Source organism: Massilia sp. GCM10023247 (assembly GCF_042653325.1).
Classification (GTDB): Bacteria; Pseudomonadota; Gammaproteobacteria; order Burkholderiales; family Burkholderiaceae_D; genus Telluria.
Window position 1 is genome coordinate 36553 of record NZ_JBHSIB010000004.1, and the last position, 23936, is coordinate 60488.

Sequence of the window (23936 nt, forward strand, 5' to 3'; positions counted from 1 at the left end):
TACTCTCGTCTTTGTTTTGGCTCTGTCACAAGCTTGTGCTAGTAAAGTAAGCCTATGTCACCGCGCTGTGCGGGAAGCAGCGCTTCCGACAGTGCCGAGAAGCGCACCTTCGGTAACAGGAAGCCGAAAGCTTCAGAAGAAGCTCCCATCTTATCGAGCATCGGGCAGCGTAGCGCGCGTGTATCGAGCTGAAGTGGTTCGATGCGCTCAACGGCGACGGGCAGGCTGATGGTAGCCAGTGCTACTGCCCCTGCGCTCACAACCTCGACGACTGCTGCTTCCTGTGATGCCAGGCGCTCAACCGCTTCGCCCCAGGACTTGAACATGCCTCGGAACGCAGGTGGAAGTTCGGGCTCGCAGCCTCTCTTGAGCGTCATCGCGAGCTGCGGAGCGCTGCCTAACCCGGGGTCAATGCGGACGCACGCAGTTTGCGCGTCAACCACCAGCTCGAAGCATGCGGCCAAGTGGGATGGAAGGGCATCGCTGAACAGCCGCGTGCTCGCGGCGTAAACTGCGCTGCTAAAAACGTTCTGCACGAACGCCACCGTCGCCAACTGAGGCGCAGCAGGCATCGGTTGTTCAAGATACAGCCGCCAATTGCTTTGCAAAGGCGAGGGAAACACGCGGCGTAGCGGCCCGGCAAAACGTGGGCCGAAATGGCCGTGGCGATAGCAGAGGATAGTAAAGGGGGTCTTGCCCTGGCATTGCCACAGCTGTGCACCGGCGGGTGCAAAGGTAGCTGCCTTACGCACGTCAACCATCCAAGTGGCATAGATGACATCGGTGACGTCACTTTCGAGCACTGCGAATGGCAAGTGAGACAGCACCGCGCGCCGACACGCGGCCAGCCGCCGCGAATTGACTAACAGATTGAGTACATGGCCCACCGCGCCTGCCCTCGGGTGCACGTAAAGGCCTTTCATCGCGTGCCCCCGACGAGACACGCGGTGGTTCGAAATTGAGTCGACATACGAAGTATAGGTTCCGAAAGGCTCGGTCACAAAATCGTGCGGGCACCCACGGTTTCTGAAAACCACGCTTGCGCTCGCCATGGTGAAAGTTAGGCGCGACGCGGCTTCCCGCACGATTTAGCCCCACCACCAAGACAGATTTGTGATAGAGCCTTGTTTTTTTCTCAAGCATAGCTGACTTCGGCCACACTGTCGAAATCGAAGCTGTGATGACGGTGCAATTAACCCCACGATGGTTACGAGGGCTAGAGGCAACTTCTTAGTCGCTGCATAGGCACATCGAGGGAACTTCGCACCCGAACTCTTGAAGACCCGCCAAGTATTTGATTTTTATCGTTTTGGGCCAACTGCTTATTAACACCCTTGCCGCTGCGCTGGCACAAGCGATCGGCAAAAAAATGTCACATAAATGTGAATTGGCGCACAGAGTAGGCGGGAACTGGAAACTATAGTGGAGCTGTCTCTTTCAGGACATCCCTAGTTTTGGACTTTGCCCGCTCCCTGAGCGGGCATTTTTTTTGGCGGTCCGTGCGAGCGATCCGCTGCGTTACATTAACGCGGCCGTCAAACTCTGCACCTCATGCGCCGACTCTTCCATGATGCGCGCCAGCGTGCCGTCACCCACCGCGAAATCGATGGTCGCGGCCGCCGCGGCGGTGGTCGCCCCGGGGCGCTCGAGCAGCGGCGAGGGCACCGGCGCCAGGTCGTTCGCCAGCAGCAGGGTGTCGCCCAGCGTTTCCGGCGGCAGCGCGCGCATGCCGTTCCACATGGCCTCGATCGCGCCCATCACCGGCGCCGGCACGCCCAGGCGCAGCAGCACGCCGCGCCCGATCGCCACTTCGCCATGCTCGAGCCATTCGTCGGCGCCGCCGTCGAGCAGCCCTGGGTACTCGTGCGCCCGCGACAGCAGGTAGAAGCCGCCCACCTCGTGCACGATGCCGGCAAACATCGCCGTCTCCGGATCGACGAAGGACACCCGGCGCGCGATCACCTGCGCCAGCGCCGCCACGTGGGCCGAGTGGTGCCACAGGGCGTCGGCGTGGGCGCGCAGCTTGGGATCGGTGATTTCGCTGCTCAGCTGGCGCACGATGACGCTCGCCGCCAGCGCCCCGAGCGTGCGGAAACCGACGCGCTGCACGGCCGCGCGCACATTGGTGACGTCGTTGCCGGAGCGGTTGTAGGTAACGGAATTGGCGATCGCCACGGCACGCGCCGCCAGCAGCGGTTCGGCCTGCACCAGGCGCGCGGCGGCGTCGGCGTGGCATTCGGGATCGTTCAGGGCTTGCTGCAGCCTGAGGGTGGCCTCGACATTCGTCGGGAAACTGAGCTCGCCGCGGATGGCCTGGGCTGCGATACTCTTGAGGGCGTCAAGTCTGTCCATCGAAAAATTATACTCGGAAGGTACAGACGTGCCCCAGATAAACTTTTCTCCAGGGCACTTTTACAACGCCGATTACTCTTCGCTGAAGATGGCGTCGTAGCCGTCCTTCGGCTCTTCGGTTTCTTGCAGCTCGTCGACCAGGCCGAGGTCGATGAGTTCCTCGACGGCATTCATGAAGCTGTTCACCTTGGTGGCACCGATGAGGCGATAGATTTCGCCGGCCTCGTTGCGCACGCCGATCAGCATCTTTTCCTGGCGCACTTCGTCCTCCGGCGCCACGTCGAGCAGGATGTTACCGATGATGTGCTTGTCGAAATGGGCGGGCTTTTTGCCCTCGAGCAGGGTAGTTTTCAAGATTCTTCCTTTTGTTGTAGTGATAACGGGACCGGGCGTCCGGCCTGGCTGATGCGCTCGCGCAGCTTGAGCAGCGCGCCATCCATTTCGTCGAACTCGGCATCGCTAAACCCCGCAAACAGTTGCTTGCCGTGGGCGATCACCTTCGGGAACACCTCGCGGAACACGGCCGCGCCTTCCCTGGTCAGGCTGACCTGGAACGAGCGCCGGTCGTCGCTGTTGCGCTCGCGCACAACCAGGCCCTTCTGTTCGAGACGCTCGATGACGCCGGTGAGCGTCCCCTTCGTGATCAGGGTGCGCTCGCCGAGTTCCTTGTAGCTCATGCCCGGCGTATTGCCGAGTGTGGCAATGATGTCGAACTGCGCATGCGTCAGGCCATATTGCCGCACCGATTCGCCCGAATACCGCTCGAAGCCTTGCAGGCATTCGGCCAGCAAGCGGACGCTCTTTAAATATCGTTCCCCCATGACTGGCGATTATAGCCGCGCGCGGCCCTTTATCCCCTCACATTCGCCCGCAGTTCGCTTTTCACTGCAGAGGCGCGTACCATAGCCGCTTTTCCGATCAGCCATGCCGCATTGCACTATATGACCCGTCACCTCCACGGCATTCTCGCGCTCTTGCTTGTCACGCTCGTGTGGGGCACGACCTTCCCGGCCATGAAGGATTTAACGGGCCACTTCTCGGCAGTCTGGATCATCCTCGTCCGCTTTGCCCTCGCAGCATTGATCCTGGCTCCCTTCCTGTGGCGCGGCAAACTGGACGACATGCGTTCCGGCGCCATCCTCGGCGGGCTGTTGTTTTTCTGCTTCGTGTTCCAGGTCGAGGGCCTGGCCCTGACCAGCTCGAACCGCAACGCCTTCATCTGCGGCCTGAACGTGCTGGTCGTGCCCCTGCTGGGCGTGCTCGGCGGACGCCTGCCCGAGCGCCGCATCGTGCTGGCGCTGGTGATGTCGGTGGCGGGTTTGGCCGCCCTCTGCTGGGACGGCGGTGCCTGGGGCCTGGGCGATTCGCTCGCCCTGATGAGTGCGCTGTGCTTCGGCGTCTATGTGAAAGTGATGGAAGTGCGCACCCGCCGCGCCACGCGCCTGTTGACCGTCACCGCCAGCCAGATCGGCACCGTTGCCCTGTGCGCGGCGCTGTGGCTGCTGGCGCGCGAAGTGCCGGGTGACGCGGCGGCGCGCAGCGCCTGGGTCGGCGGCGTCCTCACTGCCATCGGCCAGCACGCCTGGAATTTCGCCTACCTCGGCGTGATCGCCACCGCCGCCATCATCTCGCTGCAAACCTGGGGCCAGTCGCGCACCAGCGCCAACGAGGCAGCCGTGGTCTACGCCTTCGAGCCGGCCGCCGCCGCCTTCTTCGGCTTCCTGTGGCTGGGCGAAGCCTTGACGCCTCGCGGCTGGCTCGGCGGCCTGCTGTTGATCTCCGGTATGATAGTCAGTCAATGGAATTCAGAGCGCCGGCCCGCCGCGGCGCTCGCCCCCGAGTGATGACCTTGCCGACCCTTCCCGATGCCGCAAGCTGAACTGTCCGTCCTGGCGCAGGAACGGCCGCTGCGCGTCCTGTTGATCAACGCCGGCGAACCGGACGCACTGACCTGGTCGGGCCTGGTGCAGCCGCTCCGCCAGGCCGCGAAAATCGTCGGCCCCGAGCGCCTGCACGTGGACGTGCGCAGCCCCGACAAATTTTCCAGCGACGCCCAGCGCCACTGGCACCTGGTCCTGCTGGCCGCCGACGAGGCGCACGCCGGCCTGAAGCCGGCGAACTTCCGCGCCCTGGTCGACCGCTGCCGCGCCGCGCCGTTCTGGGGCGGCGTCGGCGCCGGCGTGCTGTGGCTGGCCGAAGCCGGCGCCCTGAACGGCGTGCGCACCGCCTTCCCGTGGTCGCTGTATGCCGACGCCGACAGCCGCGCCGATCAAGCCATTTTTACGCCCCACCTCTACGAGATCGACGGCAACCGCCTGACCTGCTGCGGCGGCGCCGCCTCCGTCGATTTCGCGCTGACCCTGATCGAGGTCATTTTCGGCGCCAGCGTGCAGGCGCCCGTCAAGGAATTGCTGTGCGTGGACCGGGTGCGCGGCCGCGACGAGCGCCAGCGCGTGGCCCTGCAGGCGCGTTTCGGCACCTTGCAGCCGAAGCTGACCGAGGCGGTGACCTTGATGGAAGCGAACATCGAGGAGCCGCTCTCGACCGACGAGATCGCCCAGCTGGCCGGGGTGTCGCGCCGCCAGCTGGAGCGCTTGTTCAAGCAGTACCTCGGCAGCTTGCCGTCGCGCTACTACCTCGAGCTGCGCCTGAACCGCGCGCGCCAGCTGCTGATCGATACCAATTATTCGATCGTGCAGGTCGGGCTGATGTGCGGGTTTTCGTCGGGCTCGCATTTTTCGACGGCGTTCGGGGCGCTGTTCGGGAATACGCCGAGGGAGGAGAGGCAACGGAGATTGGCTGAGTAAGTGATAGGGGCGCCGTAAAGTTTAGAATGCTGGTGGCGGGTTTTCTAGATTTCATTCAATAATTTCAGAAGAGCTACTCGTGAAGATAACGATAAATAACAAACACAAGTCGATACCTAAAGGTCTGATTTTTGAACTCCCAAGCTTCTGTGTTCTTACTGGAAAAAACGGGAGTGGGAAAAGCCATTTGTTAGAGGCAGTTGCCAACGGTAGTGTTGCCGCGGTATTTATTTGCGGAGAGCCAGCCAAAGTCGTGCATTATGTCGGATATAATGGGCTCAATCCTCAGGTGGACGAGCAGTCCGATTCCGCTCAGATTATTAATACAATTAACGGTTACTGGCAGCAAATCCAAAACTTTTCTCAAAACTATCGGCAGCTCATGAGTCAAGGGAATGTTTATGCCGACATCATTTCGCAATACCTTATACCGCATTATGGTCCCAACCCCGCGCTTTATGCAGCAATATCTCGCATTCTCAAGCAGTCAGGAAAGCGGTTTGAAGATTTAACTCAAGACGACGTTGCGAGTAATATTAGCTTTGTTGATATGACGCAAAGTCAATTATTTTTTTCGCAATGCGCTTTAATATTTAAAGCGTATCATACGCGGCAGCTTAAGAATGACTTCGCTAAATTTCGTAATTCAGAAAATCCAAGTTTGGCACTGCCGGTTTTAAGTAAGGACGAGTTTATTACGAAGTATGGTCCTGCGCCATGGGAGTTAATTAACGATGTTCTGAAAAGAGCAGGGCTCCCATATCAAGTGCAGAGCCCCGATGTTGGCGATTTTGAACTTCCGTATAGGCTACGTTTAATCGACTCTGTGCGAGGTGTGGACATATCGGTGAATGATCTTTCATCGGGGGAGAAGGTTTTGATGTCGCTTGCTTTGGCGATTTACAACACAAGCGAAGGTGGGTCGAAACCGGATCTGCTTTTGCTTGACGAGCCTGATGCCCCGCTTCATCCGCAGTTCTCCAAACTTCTCATCGATACTTTGTTGGAAACTATCGTTCAGAAAGCTGGTGTTAATGTCTTAATGACTACGCACTCGCCTTCTACTGTAGCCATGGCACCAGAAGGCACAGTATATGAGATCGATAGGGACACTAAGATGCCAAGAGAAGTTAGTAATTCATATGCTGTTGAGATACTTACGGAAGGCATCAGTTTCTTGAAAATATCCTTTGAAAAAAGGAGGCAAGTTTTTGTGGAGAGTAGATATGACGTTCAATATTTTCAACGTCTTTATGATATTCTTCGCAGGCGGCATAGCTTCGAATACGAGCCGGTTTTTCTAGAGCCGCATAGCGGTACTTCTAACTGCAGTGATGTGATTGCGATTGTTGAGAAGCTCCGCGCTTCAGGAAGTGATTTGGTCTTTGGAGTTATCGACTTTGACTGCTCCAATAGGTCGACCGATGCGGTCTTTGTTCTAGGGGACGGGGCGCGATATGCGATAGAGAATTATCTGCTGGATCCGCTATTTGTTGCACTCACGCTGATCAGGTATGGGAGAAAGGGTTTTAATGACTTCGGTGTGATCGGTAAAGGTGCTTATACAGATGCGGGTAATCTATCCCAGTTGGAGTGCCAAACGATAATTGACAATTTCGTAAGCCTGCTCGGGGCACCTTCTGACGAAATCTTAAAAGTTAGTCTAGAAAATGGATTTGCCATTAATTACCCTAAATCTATACTGCTACTTCAAGGCCATGAATATGAAGCCAAGGTTAGGTCTGCATTCGTAGAATTAAATTCCATCTCAAAAGGTCAAGGTGACTCTGCGCTTAAACTTGGTGTCCTCCAGGTCGTTGGGGAGTTCCCTCAATTTCTTCCTGTTGATGTGGCGGAAACATTCAAGAAGGTACTTGGTCCCTGAAGTTCGTCAACAAACCGGTAGGACGGTTTTTAAGAGGAGTTAAGTCTCCGGTTATCACTGCATGTAGAAAGGGGGCAGCTAAAAGCTGCAACTCTGTGGTGCTAGAAGATGCGTGTTAGGAATCCGTTTGCTAGCTAAGCAGCCAGATATGTATTGCTGCACGGCTGGGGTCAGGTCTGGCATTCAGACACGGCCTCTGCAATAGTCCGTCGGTTTGATCTCGTCGTTGCGTGGTTCAGGTCGTGTCCGGATATCAGATCTGACCCCAAGCTCGTGTTTGACCCCAAGCTCGTGTGGGCACCAAGCTCGTTTGGTTGGCGCGGAAATGGCGGCTGTCTGTCGGTGTGCATGCTTGACGTGGGCGCATCCCGGCGGACCGTGCGTCGCAAATCAGGCGCTCGCCGTATAGTCGGGATGCAGGCCGGATGGCCAGGACTCAACCGGGGATAAAGTGAGAAGAAGCATCGTGGCGGGAGCCATTGCGCTGTTGAGCGCGTGCTCGAACAAGGATGGGACGGCACCGCCTCCCGTGCCCGACAAGGCGGTCAACCGGACCAGCGTGTCGATGCCGGAAGCGCTCCCGGCACCTAGCGTGGACATTGCCCCTGCTTCAAGCGCGAACCTGCTGCGCGCCAGCGGGGTAGGGGGCATCCGTTTCGGCATGACGCTCGCGCAAGCCGAGCAGGCCAGCGGCGCCAAGGCGGTCCTTCCCACCTCCTTCGATCCCGCGTGCAGCATGGTGCGTTTTCCTGCCTTACCGGCACTGCGCTTCATGCTCGAAAACGGCATCGTGACCCGGGCCGACGCCGGCCCAGGCGTCGAAACGGCGCTGGGGGTGGCGATCGGCGACACCCTGGCGCAAGTCCGCGCCCGCCACCCCGAAGTCCAGGTCAGCGCCCACAAGTACGACGAAAACGGGCATTACCTCACCTTTCCCGAGCCGGACGGCCGTTCGGCTGTGATCCTGGAAGAGTCAGGCGGCAAGGTGACCAAGATGCGCGCCGGTCTCCTGCCGGCAGTGGCTTATGTGGAGACCTGCGGGTAGCGGGCCGGAGCGCGATCGTTCCATCAATATCGACCCGCAATATTGCAATCCATGGCGGTCCCTGCGTCCTATTGACACGGGCGTTCGCTTTTCTTGAGTAACGCGTCCATTTCTGCTTGGGTCATGGTTTGCGGGACATGCTTGCGTATTGGAAAACCGTCGTCTCCGATTCGTATTCTGTCCTGTCGCTCCACGATCGCCAGCCCTGCAGTCTCCGGCCAAAAATGAAAATCCCCGTCGCACTTCTGCAAGAACTTGCCACCCCGTCTTCCTATAATGATCAGGTTCGGCGCCCGTCTCTTGGCGCGCCAGTCACCATTGTGGATGAGGAAAAAAGTCATGAATGCAAAGCTCGATTCGGGTGTCACAACGCGGCCTGTCACTCGGCAGACCTTCGACGAAGTCCTCGTCCCGACCTACGCTCCGGCCGCCATGGTGCCGGTGAAGGCGTCGGGCCTGGACGTGTGGGACCAGGAGGGCAAGCATTACCTCGACTTCACCGCCGGCATCGCCGTCTCCAGCCTCGGCCACGCCCACCCGGTGCTGGTCGACGCGCTGACCAAGCAGATCAACACCCTGTGGCACCTCGGTAACGGCTACACCAACGAGCCGGTGCTGCGCCTGGCCTCGGCCCTGGTCGACGCGACCTTTGCCGACCGTGTCTTCTTCTGCAACTCGGGCGCGGAAGCGAACGAAGCGGCGCTGAAGCTGGCGCGCAAGTACGCGCACACCAAGTTCGGCCCGCACAAGTCGCGCATCATTTCCTGCCTGTCGTCCTTCCACGGCCGCACCCTGTTCACCGTCTCGGTCGGCGGCCAGCCAAAGTACACCGAAGGCTTCGAGCCGCTGCCGCAGGAAATCAACCATATCCCGTACAACGACATCGAAGCGGCGCGCGCCGCCATCCTCGACGACGTCGCGGCCGTGATCGTCGAGCCGATCCAGGGCGAGGGCGGCGTCATCCCGGGCGACAAGGCCTACCTGAAGGCGCTGCGCGAGTTCTGCGACAAGACCGGCGCGCTGCTGATCTTCGACGAAGTGCAATCGGGCGTGGGCCGCACCGGCGCCTTCTACGCCTACATGGACGCCGGCGTGACGCCGGACATCCTGACCACCGCCAAGGCGCTCGGCAACGGCTACCCGATCGGCGCCATGCTGACCACGAACGAGATCGCCCAGCACTTCAACGTCGGCTCGCACGGCACCACCTACGGCGGCAACCCGCTGGCCGCGACCGTCGCCCTGAACGTGGTCGGGATGATCAACCAGCCGGCATTCCTGGCACGCGTCAAGGAAGCCAGCGCGAAAATCTTCGCCAACCTGGAAAAACTGACTGCCGAGTTTCCCCAGCTGTTCGGCAAGGCGCGCGGCATGGGCCTCCTGATCGGCCTGCCGCTGGCCGAAGCGTATAAAGGCCGCGCCAAGGACCTCACCAAGATCGCCGAGAAGATGGGCCTGATGCTCTTGATCGCCGGTCCGGACGTGATTCGCATGGCGCCGGCCCTGATCGTCTCCGACGAGCAGATCATGGAAGCCGACCGCATCCTGCGCGCCGCGATCGAGGAATTCCTGGCCGCCTGACGCTGACCGCGTTTCCATCCTGTCCGGCCCGCGCATCGACGCGGGCCGGGTTCGTTCGCAGCACAGCGGACGAAGCGAGCGTAGTGAGCGCAGTGTCGCGCGGTGTCTTCTTCTTGGAGTTCATATGTATGTAGTTCGTCCGGTAGAAGTGACGGATATCGATGCGCTGGAGAGCCTGGCCTCCGTGCTGACGCCGGGCGTGCACACGCTGCCGCGCACGCGCGACACCATCGCCGCTTTCGTGGAGCGCTCGATCGCTTCCTTTGCGGCCCAGGTCGACATCCCGAGCGAAGAGTCCTACCTGTTCGTGCTGGAAGAGAGCGCGACCCGCGAGGTCGTCGGTACCGCCGCCGTGCACGCGTCGGCCGGATCGAACGGCACCTATTTTGCCTTCCGCAACGACGTCATCCAGCAGGTCTCGCGCGACCTGAACATCAGCCACAGCGTGCATGCATTGACGCTGTGCTCGGAACTGACCGCCTGCTCGCAGCTGGCCGGTTTCCACCTGCGCGACCGCGAGCGGGCCGGCATCGAGGCGGCCCTGCTGTCGCGCGCGCGCCTGCTGTACGCGGTGCTGGCGCCGAACCGCTTCGGCGACCGCTTCTTCGTGCCGCTGGCCGGCGTCACCGACCCCGAGGGCCAGTCGCCGTTCTGGAATGCGCTCGGCCGCAAGTTCTTCAAGATGGATTTCCTCGACGCCGAGCGCGTCGTCGGCGGCGCGCGCAACCGCACCATGATCGTCGAGCTGATGCCGCACTATCCGGTCTACGTGCCGCTGCTGCCGGGCGACGCCCAGGCCGCGATGGGCCAGATCCATCCGAGCGGCCAGCTGGCTTTCAAACTGCTGACCGAAGAGGGCTTCGAAGCGGACGAATATGTCGACATCTTCGACGGCGGCCCGATCCTGGCGGCGCACAAGATGTCGCTGCGCTCGTTCTGCGGCTCGCAGCAGCGCCGCGTCCAGACCGCTGCCGAGGGCGGCACCGAGCAGCTCGTCACCTATGCGGTGGCGGCGAATGCCGAGCGCTTCCGCGCCATCACCGTGGCCTGTCCGCCGTGCGACACCTCCGACGCGCTCTGCCTGCCGCTCGCCGCGCAGCAGGCGCTGGGCGTGGCGCCGGGCGACCTTGTTACCTGCGTCAGAATCTGAAAGAGGCACCATGCTCGTCATTCGCTCCATTGCCGCTTCCGACCTCGACCCGCTGATCGAGATCGCCCGCCAGGTCGGCGGCGGCATGACCACCCTCAAGCCGGACCGCAAGATGCTGGGCGACCGCGTCGAGTGCGCCGTCGCCTCGTTTGCCGGCACCATCCCGCCGGAAGAGCGCGACTACATGTTCGTGATGGAAGACACCGGGAACGGCCAACTGGCCGGGATCTGCGCCATCAAGGGCGCGGTCGGCCTCACCGAGCCCTTCTATAACTACCGGATCGGCACCCTGGTGCATTCCAGCCGCGAGCTGGGCGTGTTTACGCGCATGGAAACGCTGTACCTGTCGAACGACCTGACCGGCGCCACCGAACTCTGTTCGCTGTTCCTGCAGCCGGACTACCGCACCGGCTACAACGGCAAGTGGCTGTCGAAAAGCCGTTTCCTGTTCATCGCCCAGTTCCAGCAGCTGTTCACCGAAAAGATCATCGCCGAGATGCGCGGCTACCTGCTCGAAGACGGCACCAGCCCCTTCTACGAGGGCCTGGGACGCCACTTCTTCAAGATGGATTTCAACCACGTCGACAGCCTGACCGCGATGGGCAAGAAATCCTTCATCGCCGAGCTGATGCCGCGGCAGCCGCTGTACGTCGACTACCTGCCGGAGTCGGCGCGCGAAGTGATCGGCCAGGTGCACCGCTCGACGCTGCCGGCGCGCAAGCTGCTCGAGCAGGAAGGCATGCACTACGAGGGCTATGTCGACATTTTCGATGCCGGCCCGGTGCTGCAGGGCCGCGTCAAGGAACTGCGCTCGGTGCGCGACAGCGTGCTGCGCGTGGCCGCCGAAGGCCGTCCCGAGGGCGAGACCGAATGCCTGCTGGTGTCGAACACCAGACTCGACGATTTCCGGATGGTGCTGGCGCAGGCCACGGTCGACGGCCTCGAGGTGCCGCTCTCGGCCCAGGAACTGGCACTGCTGCATGTCCAGGCGGGCGACCCGGTGCGCACGCTGTCACTCAACGTAAGGAAGAACAATGGCTAACCTGTCGAACTACATCAACGGCGCATGGCTGCCCGGCAGTGGCGCGGAACTGGTCACGATCGACCCGTCCAGCGGACGCCAGACCTGGAGCAGCAAGGAATCGACGCTCGAGGACGTGCAGCGCGCCGCCCAGGCCGCCCATGATGCCTTCGAAGCCTGGGCGCTGCGCCCGCTGGAAGAACGCATCGCGGTGTGCACGCGCTTTCGCGACCTCCTGAAGGAACACGCCGAGGAACTGGCGGCGATCATCGCCGAGGAAGTCGGTAAACCCTTGTGGGAAGCGCGCACCGAAGTGGCGACCATGGCCAATAAAATCGACATCTCGGTCCAGTCCTACGGCGCGCGTACCGGCGAAACGGCGGCCAAGGTCGCGGACGGCAATGCCGTGCTGCGCCACCGCCCGCACGGCGTGTTCGCCGTGTTCGGCCCGTATAACTTCCCGGGCCACCTGCCGAACGGCCACATCGTGCCGGCCCTGATCGCCGGCAACACGATCGTCTTCAAGCCGAGCGAATACGCGCCGCGCACCGCCGTCAAAACCGTGCAGCTGTGGGAGCAGGCCGGCCTGCCGCAGGGCGTGCTGAACCTGGTCAACGGCGGCCGCGACACCGGCATCGCCCTCGGCCAGAACCCGCTGATCGACGGCGTGCTGTTCACCGGCAGCAGCCAGACCGGCGCCGCCCTCCATAAACAGTTCGGCGGCCAGCCGGGCAAGATGCTGGCGCTGGAAATGGGCGGCAACAATCCGCTCGTCGTCTGGGACTTGCAGGACGATCCGAAAGCGCTCGACGCCGCCGTCCACCACGCCGTGATGTCGGCCTTTATCTCCGCCGGCCAGCGCTGCACCTGCGCGCGCCGCCTGGTGGTGCAGGACAACGAGCAGGGCCGGAAATTCGTCGAGCGCCTGGTCGAGGTCGCATCGAAACTCCAGGTCGGCCCGTCGACCGCCGAGCCGCAGCCCTTCATGGGCCCGGTGGTATCAAACGCCGTCGCCGCGCGCCTGGTGCAGGCCCAGGCCGACATGGCAGCCAAGGGCGGCAAGGTGCTGCTGCAGATGCGCCAGCTCGATCCGCACGCCGGTTTCGTCACCGCCGGCATCGTCGACGTCACCGACGCCCAGGGCATTCCGGACGAAGAGTGGTTCGGCCCGCTGCTGCAAGTGGTGCGCGTAAAAGATTTTGATCAGGCGGTCAACGTGGCGAACGCCACCGAATTCGGCCTGGCCGCGGCGCTGCTGTCGCCCTCGGAGGCGTTGTGGAAGCGCTTCGCCGTGAAAGCGCGCGCCGGCATCGTCAACTGGAACCGCCCGACCACCGGCGCGGCCAGCTCGGCGCCGTTCGGCGGCGTCGGTAAATCGGGCAACCATCGCCCGAGCGCGTATTACGCGGCCGATTATTGTGCCTACCCGGTCGCCTCGATCGAGACGGCCGAACTCGAACTGCCGGCCAAGCTGTCGCCGGGACTGGTGCTGTAAATCATGCGCAACGCTCGCGAATTCAATTTCGACGGCCTGGTCGGCCCCTCGCACAACTACGCCGGCCTTTCGTTCGGCAACGTCGCTTCGTTCAGCAATGTGAGGAGCGCCTCGAACCCGAAGCTGGCCGCGCTGCAGGGCCTGGCCAAGATGCGGGACCTGGCGGCGCGCGGCTTCGCCCAGGCCGTGATGCCGCCGCAGGCGCGTCCCAACTTCCGCCTGCTGCGCAGCCTGGGCTTCTCGGGCACCGACGCCGACGTGCTGGCGCAAGCCTGGAGGGAGGCCCCGGTGATCCTGTCCTGCGCCTGGTCGGCCGCGCCGATGTGGACCGCCAACGCGGCCACCGTCAGCCCCTCGGCCGACACCCGCGACGGCCGCGTGCACTTCACGGCCGCCAACCTGAACAACAAGCTGCACCGCTCGGAAGAGCACGTGCAGGCCACGCGCACCCTGCGCGCGATCTTTGCGGACCACGACCATTTCATGGTGCACGACCCGCTGCCGCCGACGCCGGCCTTCGGCGACGAGGGCGCGGCGAACCACACGCGCTTTGCCGCCGCCCACGGCGCGCCCGGGGTCGAGTTCTTCGTGTATGGTCGGGTGGAGTTCGATCCGTCGGCGCCGTTCCCGAAGAAATACCCGGCGCGCCAGACCCTGGAAGCCTCGCAGGCCGTGGCCCGCCTGCACGGCCTGGACCCGGCGCGCACCGTCTTCGCCGCGCAGAACCCGGACGTGATCGACCAGGGCGTGTTCCACAACGACGTGATCGCGGTCGGCAACGGCAACGTGCTGTTCTATCACGAGCAGGCGTTCGCCGACGAGGCGGCGACGATCGAGGCGCTGCGCCGCGCGGTGCTTGGTGTCGGCGCCGAGTTCGTGCCGGTGCGCGTGGAGGGCGGCATGGTGCCGGTGGCGGACGCGGTGGCGAGCTACCTGTTCAACAGCCAGCTGCTGTCCAAACCCGACGGCAAGATGGCGCTGCTGGTGCCGCACGAGTGCCGCGAGAACGCGGCGGTCGCGAACTACCTGGCCGGCCTGGTCGCCAGCGGCGGCCCGATCGACGAGCTGCTCGAATTCGACCTGCGCCAGAGCATGCGCAACGGCGGCGGCCCCGCCTGCCTGCGCCTGCGCGTGGCCCTGACCGACGAACAGGCGGCGGCCTTGCATGGCGGCGTGATCATGACCGAAGCGCTGTATGCGCAGCTGGTGGCCTGGGTCGAGAAGCATTACCGCGATCACGTCGAGCCGAAGGACCTGGCCGATCCGCAGCTGGCCATCGAGTGTCATACGGCGCTCGAGGCGCTCGAGCGGATTCTCGGCTTGCCGGGTTTGTATGATTTCAGTTAGGCCGCCGACGATCAATCGGTGAAACCGCGTGGGCACGTCCTTGAGGCCCCCAGCCTCAAGGACCCCATGCGGTACGGCGGTAACGAACACGAAACACCAACAAAAAGACGACGCAAAAAACAGCGCCGCAGAAGTAAAAACGAGCGCCTGCACGAACGCAGCGCACACGAACCACGACTTTCACGCTTCCGGGACAAGGAAGCCAGGGACCTGGACGGGACAACCCCGTCCACCAAAACGCCGGCCCGCGCAAAGCCACAAGCCGTAGCGCGGGCAGGCGACAACATTAGCTTTTGGAGAAGCACAATGAACTACATGCCGCAAGATTTGCGTACCCAGACCCTCGCGCTGGTGGCAAACCAGCCAGCCGCGGGCGCCACTGAACCTGTCGCCGCGCTGATCAGCGCCTGGCTGCGCTCGCTCGACGAGGAAGACCTGGCCGGCACCACGCCGCAAGCCCTGGCGCCTGTCCTGTGGGACGGCTTCATGCAGGTTGCCAAGCGCACCGGTCCTGGATGCCAGATCGCGCAACTGCGCTACACCGATGCCAAGGGCAACTCGGACACGGCGCTGCTGATCCTGAACGAAGACATGCCTTACCTGGTCGACTCGTTCGTCATGGCCATGCGCAAGGAGCGCATCACCGCCGCCGGCGTCATGAACGCCGTGCTGCCGGTCCAGCGTGACGCGAACGGCGTCGTCACCGCCGTCGTCGAAGGCGCGCCGCTGGAATCGGTCGTGCTGGTGCTGATGAACGACGAACTCGCATTCGACGAACTCGACCGCCTGACCGCGCGCATCCGCATGGTCGCCAACGACGCTGCCGTCGTGCACCGCGACGCCGTCGCCATGGGCGACCGCATGACCGAAGTCGCTGCCGCGGCAGCTGCCTCCGGCACCCCGGCCGGCCAGGAAGTGGCCGCCTTCCTCGAGTGGGCCAAGAACGAAGGCTTCGAGCCCTTCGGCTACGCCTACTACACCGTGCAGCCGGGCCAGAACGAACTGGCTCGCGACATCCCGAGCCGCATCGGCGTGCTGAAGGACACCGCGCACCCGGTCTACGGCACCTGCCTGGCCAACATCCCGGGCGAATTGAATACCTTGTCTGGCCGCGCCGAAACCCTGTCGATCGTCAAAGCGGACGTCGAGGGCACCCTGCACCGCGACCAGCCGCTGGACTTCATCGGCGTGCGCAACACCGATGCACAGGGCAACATCCTGGGCGAGCACTGCTTCGTCGGCCTGTTCACCCGCGCCGCCACCTCGACCCCGCTGGCGCGCCTGCCGTTCGCACGCGGCCGCGTGGCGAAAGTGCTGAGCCTGGCCGGCGTGCGCCAGGAAGGCTTCCGTGCCGAGAAATTCCTCGAGATCCTCGAATCGCTGCCGCGCACCGAAGCGCTGGAAGCCGATCCGGAATGGCTGGCGCAAGTGTGCAGCTCGGTCGTCTCGCTCTACAAGCAGCCGCGCGCGAAAGTCTTCGCCCGCCGCGACGTCTACGGCCGCCACATGAACGTGCTGGTCTACCTGCCGCGCGAGCGCTACAGCGCAGCGGTCGCCGCCTCGCTGGCCCAGGCCCTGAAGGAAAGCTCGGGCGCCCATGACGTGCGCTCGCAGACCCTGGTCGCCGACGGCCCGCTGGCCCGCGTCTACCTGATCGCCCACGGCGCGCGCAACCCGCTCGACCTGGAAAACGACATCCAGAAGCCGCTGCTGTCCGTGATGGACGACTGGCACGACCGCTTCGCCACCCTCACCAACGACATGCAGGACGTCCCCCTGCGCAGCAGCCTGCGCAAGCTGGTGTCGACCCTGCCGGTCAACTACGTCACCGCCACCGAGCCGTCGGTCGCCTTCCGCGACCTGCAGGCGATCCTGCAGAACGGCCAGAACAACCGCGTGTCGGCCCGTATCGAAGCCGGCGACGCCGGACAAGCCTCGGTGCGCCTGTATTCGGACGAGAGCGTGCCGCCGCTGTCGCGCATCCTGCCGGCCCTGCATAACGCCGGCGTCTCGGTCGAGCGCGAGCAGACCTATAAGATCACCACGCCGGACGGCGGCCGCCACTATGTGACCGCGCTGGCAGTCGATGCCGAGTCGGCCGCCAAGCTGGCCAAGCCGGGCATCGTCGACGTCGCCGAGGAACTGTTCGCCGCGCTGTTCAACGACGAAGCCGAAGACGGCCGCATGAACGGCCTGTCGATCGAAGGCGGCCTGTCGATGCGCGAAGTGCAGCTGGTGCGCGCCTACATCAGCTACTGGCGCCAGCTGGGTTCGAAGTTCACGGTGCGCTACATGGCCGAGACCCTGCGCGCGCAGCCGGCCCTGGTCAAGGAATTCGTGACCGCCTTCCTGCAGCGCTTCAACCCGGCGCTGTCGCAGTCCGAGCGCGATGCCGGCACCGCCAAGCTGGCCTCGCTGAAAGCCGGCCTGTCCGCAGTGAACCACGCCGACACCGAAGAAATCATGTCCGCCCTGGTCGAGCTGGCGCTGGTCACCCTGCGCACCAACTACTTCCAGAACGACGGCGAGAAGATCATCTTCAAGTTCGACACGGCGAGCCTGTCGCTGGCGCCGGAACCGCGTCCGTACCGCGAGATCTACGTGTTCTCGCGCCGCTTCGAAGGCGTCCACCTGCGCGGCGGCCCGGTCGCCCGCGGCGGCCTGCGCTGGTCGGACCGCATGGAAGACTACCGCACCGAAGTGCTGGGCCTGGTGAAGGCGCAGATGGTCAAGAACGCCGTCATCGTGCCGGCCGGCTCGAAGGGCGGTTTCGTCTGCAAGCAGATGCCGAAGGACGCCGCGCGTGACGTCGTGGCGGCCGAGGGCGAAGGCTGCTACCGCCTGTTCATCTCCAGCCTGCTGGAAGTGACCGACAACCGCGTGCAGGGCGCGATCGTGCCGCCGGAATCGACCGTGCGCTACGACCAGGACGACCCGTACCTGGTGGTCGCCGCCGACAAGGGCACCGCAACCTTCTCCGACATCGCCAACGGCATCGCCGTGCAGCGCGGCTTCTGGCTGGGCGACGCTTTTGCTTCGGGCGGCTCGAACGGCTACGACCACAAGAAGATGGGCATCACGGCGAAAGGTGCCTTCGAGGCGGTCAAGCGCCACTTCTACGAACTGGGCCACGACATGAGCACCACCCCGATCACCATGGTCGGCGTGGGCGACATGTCGGGCGACGTGTTCGGCAACGGCGTGCTGCTGTCGCGCCAGCTGAAACTGGTGGCGGCATTCGACCATCGCCACATCTTCCTCGACCCGGCACCGGACGTCGCGGTGTCGTTCGCCGAGCGCCAGCGCCTGTTCGCGCTGCCACGCTCGTCGTGGGACGACTACAACAAGGAGCTGATCTCGGCTGGCGGCGGGGTGTTCCCGCGCACCGCGCGCTCGATCGAACTGTCGCCGCAGGTGCGTTCGGTGCTCGGCATCGAAGAAACCGCGCTGGCGCCGGAAGAACTGATGCACCGCATCCTGATGGCGCCGGTCGACCTGTTCTACAACGGCGGCATCGGCACCTACATCAAGTCCTCGAGCGAGACCCACGCCCAGGTGAAGGACCGCGCCAACGACCGCATCCGCGTCAACGGCAACGAAATGCGCTGCAAGGTGGTGTCCGAAGGCGGCAACCTGGGCGCGACCCAGGCCGGCCGTATCGAATTCGCGCTGACGGGCGGGCGCATCTTCACCGATGCGATCGACAACTCGGCCGGCGTCGACTGCTCGGACCACGAAGTCAACCTCAAGATCTGGCTGGAAACCGAAGTCAAGGCCGGCAAGCTGGCCGAGGCCGACCGTAACAGCCTGCTCGAAGACATGACGGGCGAAGTCGAGCGCCTGGTCCTGCGCGACAACGCCCAGCAGACCCGCCTGCTGACCCGCGAAGTGCAGGCCCAGGCCAACGGCGCGATCGTGGACGGCTACGCCGCCCTGATCACCGACCTGGAAGCCGAAGGCGCCGTCTCGCGCGAACTGGAACAGCTGCCGCTCGATACCGAACTGCAGCGCCGCAAGGGCCTGGGCATCGGTCTCACCGCGCCGGAACTGGCCGTCACCATCGCCAACGTCAAGAACCGCTTCAAGCGCGTGCTGGCGATGCTGCCGCTCACAAGCGAGCCATGGGCCGAGACCGTGCTGCGTCCTTACTTCCCGATGCAGCTGGTCGCTACCCGCAGCGCGCTGGACCACCCGCTGGCCAACGCCATCCTGGCCACCGTGCTGGCCAACGAGGCGGTCAACCGCTGCGGCCCGCTGATGATCCGCGACCTCGCCGCCGAACACCGCGTCGAGGAAGCCGAAGTGGTCAAGGCCTGGGGCCGTGCCTGGGCGGCGCTGAACCTGGCGCCGGTGTTCGACGCGCTCGACGCCGATGCCCTGAACGTGCCGCGCGAAGTGTCGATCGCGGTCGACGCGCGCACCCGCGCGCTGCTGCGCGCCGTGATCGAAGGCGTGCTGTCGCTGCCGCAGGGTACCGACGGCATGGACGAGCTGAAGTCGCTGTTCGCCAACGGCGAGCAACTGCGCCAGCTGATGCCGGCCAAGTCGGAAGCCGACGGCCACGCCGGCCTGAACGCGCAGTTCGTGCATGCCTGGAAGTCGGTCGAGACCATCGAGTCGCTGGCGACCTTCCTGTTCGCCGCGGTGTCGGTGCCGCGCCCGGCCGGCATGTCGCTGGCCCAGTTCCTGCAAGTGGGCATGGCGCTGCGCGAGCGCGCCGGTATCGACACCCTCGAGCGCGGCCTGAAGCTGCCGCCGCAGAGCAAGTCGCAGGAGCAGCTGCGCAACTACGCGATGCAGGCACTGCGCCGCACCCAGCAGCGCCTGCTGCTGCAGGTGATCGAGCGTGCCGGCAGCGGCGATGCGCTGGCGGCGGTCGAAGCCGTCACCTCGGAAAAGGGCCTGACCGGTTTCGCGCCGGCCACCGACCTCGAACAGGCAATGCTGGACGTCTGGACGCTGTCGGAAGGCTCGAACCCCGAGCGCCTGGCAGCGTAACAGCATGAGCGCCCCCGTCATTCCCGTGGTGACCGAGGCGGTGCGCGCCCTGGCCGAAGCGGATTTCGGCACGGTCGCGCAGCGCTTCGAGGATGGCGGCTTCGCCGTCATGCTCCCCGCAAGGGGTGTCATGACGGTGAAAAGCCGGCAGCCCGACATCTCGCGCCCGGCGGTGCTGCTGTCGGTGGGCGTGCACGGCGACGAGACCGGGCCGATCGAACTGGTCGCGCACGTGATCGAGGCGCTGTCGCGCACGCCGGACGCGCTGCTGGTCGACCTGATGCTTTGCGTCGGCAACATCGACGCGATTGCCGCCGGCAAGCGTTTCATCGACGCCGACCTGAACCGCATGTTCAGGCCCGACCGTGGAACGCTGGCCGGCACCGCGGAAAGCACCCGGGCCGACCAGCTGATCGCGGCCACCGACGCCTTCTTCGAAGGCGCCGGACCGGTGCGCTGGCACCTCGACCTGCACACGGCGATCCGCGCTTCGCACTACCCGATGTTCGCGATCGTGCCGGACCTGATCGCCGACGAGGGCAAGGCGATGCTGATCGACTGGCTGGGCCAGGCGGCGATCGGCGCCATCATCATGAACCCGAAGTCGGCCGGCACCTACAGCTATTATTCGGCCGAGCACCACGGCGCGGCAGGCAGCACCGTCGAGCTGGGCCGGGTCGGCACGCTGGGCCAGAACAACATGGCCCAGTTCGTCGACGCCTCGCGGGCGCTAGCCGGCCTGCTGCGCGGCGTGGATGCGGGAGCCCGGACCGAGCCCCATGTGTTCAAGGTGGCCCAGGAGATCGTCAAGCTGTCCGACGATTTTAAAATGGGCTTTGGTCGCGACACCCCGAACTTCGCCTCGCTCAAGCGCGGCGACGTCATCGCCACCGACGGGGAGACGGTGTATACCGTGTTCCACGAGGAGGAGATGGTGGTGTTTCCGAATCCGGACGTGCGGGTCGGACTGCGCGCCGGCCTGATGGTGGTGCGCGTCAGCTGAGCGTGTGAATTGCAGGACCGAAGCCGCGAGCAATCGCGGCTTTTTTTTGCCCGAAACGCTAGTGCTTGACCCTACAAAACTGCACGATCTCCTGAGGTTCGCTAGACTTGTCGATCCGAACACGAACCGACAAATCCCATGAGCATGCTCTTTTCCCCCTACCAACTCGGGCCGCTCGCGCTGTCGAACCGCATCGCGATCGCCCCGATGTGCCAGTATTCCGCCAATGAGGGCCACGCCACCGACTGGCACATGATCCACCTCGGCCAGCTCGCCATTTCCGGCGCCGCGCTCCTGATCATCGAGGCGACCGCCGTCACGCCGGAAGGGCGTATCTCGCCCGACGACCTGGGACTGTGGTCGGACGCGCACGCCGAATCGCTGAAACCGGTCATCGCCGCCATCCGCCGCCATGCGCCGATCAAGGTCGCGGTGCAGCTCGCGCACGCGGGGCGCAAGGCCTCGAGCGCGGCGCCCTGGCTGGGCGGGGCGAACATCAAACCGAACGAGCCGCGCGGCTGGCAGACGGTCGCGCCGTCGGCCGTCGCCCACGCCGAAGGCGAGACCGTGCCGCTGGCGCTCGACGCCGAGGGCATGCGGCGCGTCAAGCAGGGTTTCGTCGACGCCGCCCTGCGCGCCCACGCACTCGGCCTGGATGCGATCGAGCTGCACGGCGCCCATGGCTACCTGATGCACCAGTTCCTGTCGCCGCTGTCGAACCGGCGCGAGGACGCGTATGGCGGCTCGCTGGAGAACCGCATGCGCTTTCCGCTCGAGGTATTCGCCGCCGTGCGCGGGGCCGTGCCGGCCTCGATGAGCGTGGGCATGCGCATTTCGGCGACCGATTGGGTCGAGGGAGGCTGGGAGATCGAGCAGAGCGTGCGTTTCGCCCGGGAGCTGGAGAAGCTGGGCTGCCACTTCATGCACGTGTCGAGCGGAGGATTGTCGCCGGCGCAGAAGATCCCGGTCGGCGCCGGCTACCAGATCGCTTTTGCCGAGCGCATCAAGCGCGAGACCGGCATGCCGACGATGGGCGTGGGCCTGATCACCGAGCCGCAGCAGGCCGAACACATCCTGCAGTCGGGCCAGGCCGACATCGTGGCGCTGGCGCGCGCGATGCTGTACAACCCGCGCTGGCCGTGGCACGCCGCCGCCGAACTGGGCGCGCAGGTGGCGGCGCCGCCCCAGTACTGGCGCTCGCAGCCGCACCAATACAAGCACTTGTTCGGGGACACCAGCATCAGGCAGCGTTAACCGTAGGGTGGGCGGCTGCACCCGGGCGTGTGATCCTTGGTGGCGATGATGCCGCCCACGCGTTCAGCCAGCTCGGGAACCCTCGCGTCGGTTCAGGCGGCAGCTGAACGCGTGGGCGGCGTTGACGCAGCATGGATGCCGGGCGCCCGGGTGGAGCCGCCCACCCTACGGTTCCACGCCCGGCGTCCGTGCCAAACGATTACAGCAGGTGATCGAGCATGTCCGGCCCGAACACCTCGCGGTGCAGGCGCGCGGCCGGCACGCCGGCGTCCAGCAGGGCCAGCCACTGCGCCTGCATGAACTTCAGCGGGCCGCACAGCCAGACCTCGGCCTGCTCGCGGTTCCAGGCCGGCAGGCGGGCAATGTCCATGCGCCCGGCCAGCACGTTGGCGGCCTCGCCCACCTCCTCGTAGAAGGTCACCACATGCAGGTTCGGCATCGCGGCCTGGGCGGCGGCGACGTCCGACTGCAGCGGATGGTGGTGCGCGTCGCGGGCGGCGTAGGCGAAGATCACCTTGCGCTGCGGGTGCACCATGGCGATGCGGTTCAGCGCCGAGACCATCGGCGTGATGCCGACGCCGGCCGAGAGCAGCACGATCGGCGCATCGGACTCGGTATCGGGCGCGAATTCGCCGAACGGGTGCGTGACCTGCAGCACGCTGCCTTCCTTGACGTTGGCATGGATCCAGTTCGACACCTCGCCGGCAGGAGCAGCCTCGATGGCATCCTCGCGTTTGACCGAGATGCGCAGGCTGTCCTTGCCGAAGGCATCGGACAGGCTGTACTGGCGCAGCTGGTGGCGCCCGCCCGGCAGGTCGACGGCGACGCTGACGTACTGGCCGGCGTGGAAGGGCGGCAGCGGCTTGTCGTCGGCCGGCACAAAGCGGATCGACAGCACGTTGTCGCTCTCGCGTTTGACATCAAGCACGCGCATCGGGCGCGTTTCTCCCGGCTGCACGCCGGCCGTGCTGTACAGCTCGGCCTCGGCGGCGATCAACAGGTTCGCCAGCGAGCCGTAGGCTTCGGCCCAGGCGTCGATCAGGGGATCGGTAGCGGCGTCGCCCAGGGTTTCCTTAATTGCCGCTAACAGGTGCCGGCCGACGATCGGGTAGTGCTCGGCGCGGATGCCGACCGAGACGTGTTTGTGGACGATTCGCGTCACGACCGGGCCCAGGGCCGCGGCATTGCCGATGTTGGCCGCATACGCGAACACCGCCGAGGCCAGCGACTGCTGCTGGGCGCCGCTGGCCTGGTTACCCATGTTGAAGATGCGCGTCAGCTCCGGGTGCTCGGCCAGCATGTTCTGGTAGAACAGGCGGGTGATGGTGAGCCCGTGCTCGCGCAGGACCGGGACGCTGGCATCGATGTAGGGACGGGAAGCGGCGGAGATCATGGTGTTTTCCTTTTGATGCATCAAAAATGCATATTTAACATTCAAAAAAAAGCCCGCGAGGGCGCATTCAAGGCCGGCTCAGGCAGCAGCGCCGGCGGTCGTTCTATCCCAAAAGATCTGGTGCATGCGGACGATCTGCTCGCCGGTGCCGCCTTCGGTCATGTTGGCCAGGGTGTAGCGGTCCAGCTCCCGATAAAAGGCGCGCATGCCGGCCTTGAGCACGCCGCGCAGCTGACAATCCAGGCTGAGCGCGCAGTTGGTCCCTGCGCAGTCGACCAGTTCGTCCTCTCCTTCGAGTTCGCGCAGCACCTGGCCCACGGTCAACAGCTGCGGATCGGCGGCCAGGCGCAGGCCGCCGTTGCGGCCGCGCGTGGCGCGCACCCAGCCGGCGCGGGCCAGGTGGCCGACGACCTTCACCAGGTGGTTCAGCGGGATGTCGAACTGCGCGCCGATCTCGGCGACGGTCACCGGATGCGGGCGGGTGCCGGCGCGCTCGAGGTAAATCAGCACGCGCAAGCCGATGTCGGAAAAGCGGGTCAGACGCATGGGATGCCGTTGAGAAAGAACACGGATATTCTAACGCTTAAAATACGCATTGGAAATGC

18 protein-coding genes are annotated in these 23936 nt (G+C 64.3%); 12 read left to right on the forward strand and 6 right to left on the reverse strand.

The window, feature by feature from the left end:
• Positions 1 to 38: 38 nt before the first annotated feature.
• The 4 genes from ACFPAH_RS01115 to ACFPAH_RS01130 all read right to left on the reverse strand — a co-directional run bounded on the left by ACFPAH_RS01115 (position 39) and on the right by ACFPAH_RS01130 (position 3173).
• Positions 39 to 923: a hypothetical protein gene (locus tag ACFPAH_RS01115; protein ID WP_379739341.1), complete on the reverse strand. Its 885-nt coding sequence runs from the start codon at positions 921 to 923 to the stop codon at positions 39 to 41.
• 595 nt (positions 924 to 1518) lie between these two features.
• Positions 1519 to 2352 carry an HDOD domain-containing protein gene (locus ACFPAH_RS01120; RefSeq protein WP_379739344.1) on the reverse strand — a complete coding sequence of 278 codons (834 nt, stop codon included), beginning with the start codon at positions 2350 to 2352 and terminating at the stop codon, positions 1519 to 1521.
• Positions 2353 to 2424: 72 nt separating this feature from the next.
• Positions 2425 to 2706, reverse strand: coding sequence for a hypothetical protein (locus tag ACFPAH_RS01125; RefSeq protein ID WP_379739347.1), 282 nt, complete (start codon positions 2704 to 2706; stop codon positions 2425 to 2427).
• Positions 2703 to 3173, reverse strand: coding sequence for a MarR family winged helix-turn-helix transcriptional regulator (locus ACFPAH_RS01130; protein WP_379739350.1), 471 nt, complete (start codon positions 3171 to 3173; stop codon positions 2703 to 2705). Before ACFPAH_RS01130 ends, ACFPAH_RS01125 begins: the two co-directional genes overlap by 4 nt.
• A gap of 120 nt (positions 3174 to 3293) precedes the next feature.
• Between ACFPAH_RS01130 and ACFPAH_RS01135 the strand changes: the two genes are divergently transcribed.
• The 12 genes from ACFPAH_RS01135 to ACFPAH_RS01190 all read left to right on the forward strand — a co-directional run bounded on the left by ACFPAH_RS01135 (position 3294) and on the right by ACFPAH_RS01190 (position 21938).
• Positions 3294 to 4196, forward strand: a complete 903-nt coding sequence (locus ACFPAH_RS01135) for a DMT family transporter (RefSeq protein ID WP_379739352.1) — start codon at positions 3294 to 3296, stop codon at positions 4194 to 4196.
• Positions 4197 to 4217: 21 nt separating this feature from the next.
• Complete coding sequence (locus tag ACFPAH_RS01140) at positions 4218 to 5159, forward strand: GlxA family transcriptional regulator (RefSeq protein ID WP_379739354.1); 942 nt, start codon at positions 4218 to 4220, stop codon at positions 5157 to 5159.
• 79 nt (positions 5160 to 5238) lie between these two features.
• Positions 5239 to 7044 carry an AAA family ATPase gene (locus ACFPAH_RS01145; RefSeq protein WP_379739356.1) on the forward strand — a complete coding sequence of 602 codons (1806 nt, stop codon included), beginning with the start codon at positions 5239 to 5241 and terminating at the stop codon, positions 7042 to 7044.
• A 466-nt stretch (positions 7045 to 7510) separates the two neighbouring features.
• The gene (locus tag ACFPAH_RS01150; protein WP_379739358.1) at positions 7511 to 8089 is read left to right on the forward strand and encodes a hypothetical protein; all 579 of its coding nucleotides are present in this window, start codon (positions 7511 to 7513) and stop codon (positions 8087 to 8089) included.
• Between the two features lie 339 nt (positions 8090 to 8428).
• Complete coding sequence (gene astC, locus ACFPAH_RS01155; protein ID WP_379739361.1) at positions 8429 to 9670, forward strand: acetylornithine/succinylornithine family transaminase; 1242 nt, start codon at positions 8429 to 8431, stop codon at positions 9668 to 9670.
• 124 nt (positions 9671 to 9794) lie between these two features.
• Positions 9795 to 10820 (forward strand): arginine N-succinyltransferase, encoded by a 1026-nt coding sequence (locus ACFPAH_RS01160; RefSeq protein ID WP_379739363.1) that lies wholly within the window; start codon positions 9795 to 9797, stop codon positions 10818 to 10820.
• 10 nt (positions 10821 to 10830) lie between these two features.
• Positions 10831 to 11862: an arginine N-succinyltransferase gene (gene astA, locus ACFPAH_RS01165; RefSeq protein WP_379739366.1), complete on the forward strand. Its 1032-nt coding sequence runs from the start codon at positions 10831 to 10833 to the stop codon at positions 11860 to 11862.
• Positions 11855 to 13336 carry a succinylglutamate-semialdehyde dehydrogenase gene (gene astD / locus ACFPAH_RS01170; RefSeq protein WP_379739369.1) on the forward strand — a complete coding sequence of 494 codons (1482 nt, stop codon included), beginning with the start codon at positions 11855 to 11857 and terminating at the stop codon, positions 13334 to 13336. The genes astA and astD overlap by 8 nt, the downstream gene beginning before the upstream one ends.
• A gap of 3 nt (positions 13337 to 13339) precedes the next feature.
• On the forward strand, positions 13340 to 14683 hold the full coding sequence (gene astB / locus ACFPAH_RS01175; protein ID WP_379739371.1) for an N-succinylarginine dihydrolase: 1344 nt from the start codon (positions 13340 to 13342) through the stop codon (positions 14681 to 14683).
• 306 nt (positions 14684 to 14989) lie between these two features.
• Positions 14990 to 19681, forward strand: coding sequence for an NAD-glutamate dehydrogenase domain-containing protein (locus ACFPAH_RS01180; protein WP_379739374.1), 4692 nt, complete (start codon positions 14990 to 14992; stop codon positions 19679 to 19681).
• A gap of 4 nt (positions 19682 to 19685) precedes the next feature.
• Entirely contained in the window at positions 19686 to 20684 is a 999-nt protein-coding gene (locus tag ACFPAH_RS01185; RefSeq protein ID WP_379739377.1) for a succinylglutamate desuccinylase, read from the forward strand.
• A 138-nt stretch (positions 20685 to 20822) separates the two neighbouring features.
• Positions 20823 to 21938, forward strand: a complete 1116-nt coding sequence (locus ACFPAH_RS01190) for an NADH:flavin oxidoreductase/NADH oxidase (RefSeq protein ID WP_379739380.1) — start codon at positions 20823 to 20825, stop codon at positions 21936 to 21938.
• A gap of 199 nt (positions 21939 to 22137) precedes the next feature.
• Here the strand turns inward: ACFPAH_RS01190 and ACFPAH_RS01195 are convergent, their stop codons facing one another.
• Positions 22138 to 23331, reverse strand: coding sequence for a globin domain-containing protein (locus ACFPAH_RS01195; RefSeq protein WP_379739383.1), 1194 nt, complete (start codon positions 23329 to 23331; stop codon positions 22138 to 22140).
• A gap of 78 nt (positions 23332 to 23409) precedes the next feature.
• Entirely contained in the window at positions 23410 to 23877 is a 468-nt protein-coding gene (locus ACFPAH_RS01200; RefSeq protein ID WP_379739386.1) for an RrF2 family transcriptional regulator, read from the reverse strand.
• Between the last annotated feature and the right edge of the window lie 59 nt (positions 23878 to 23936).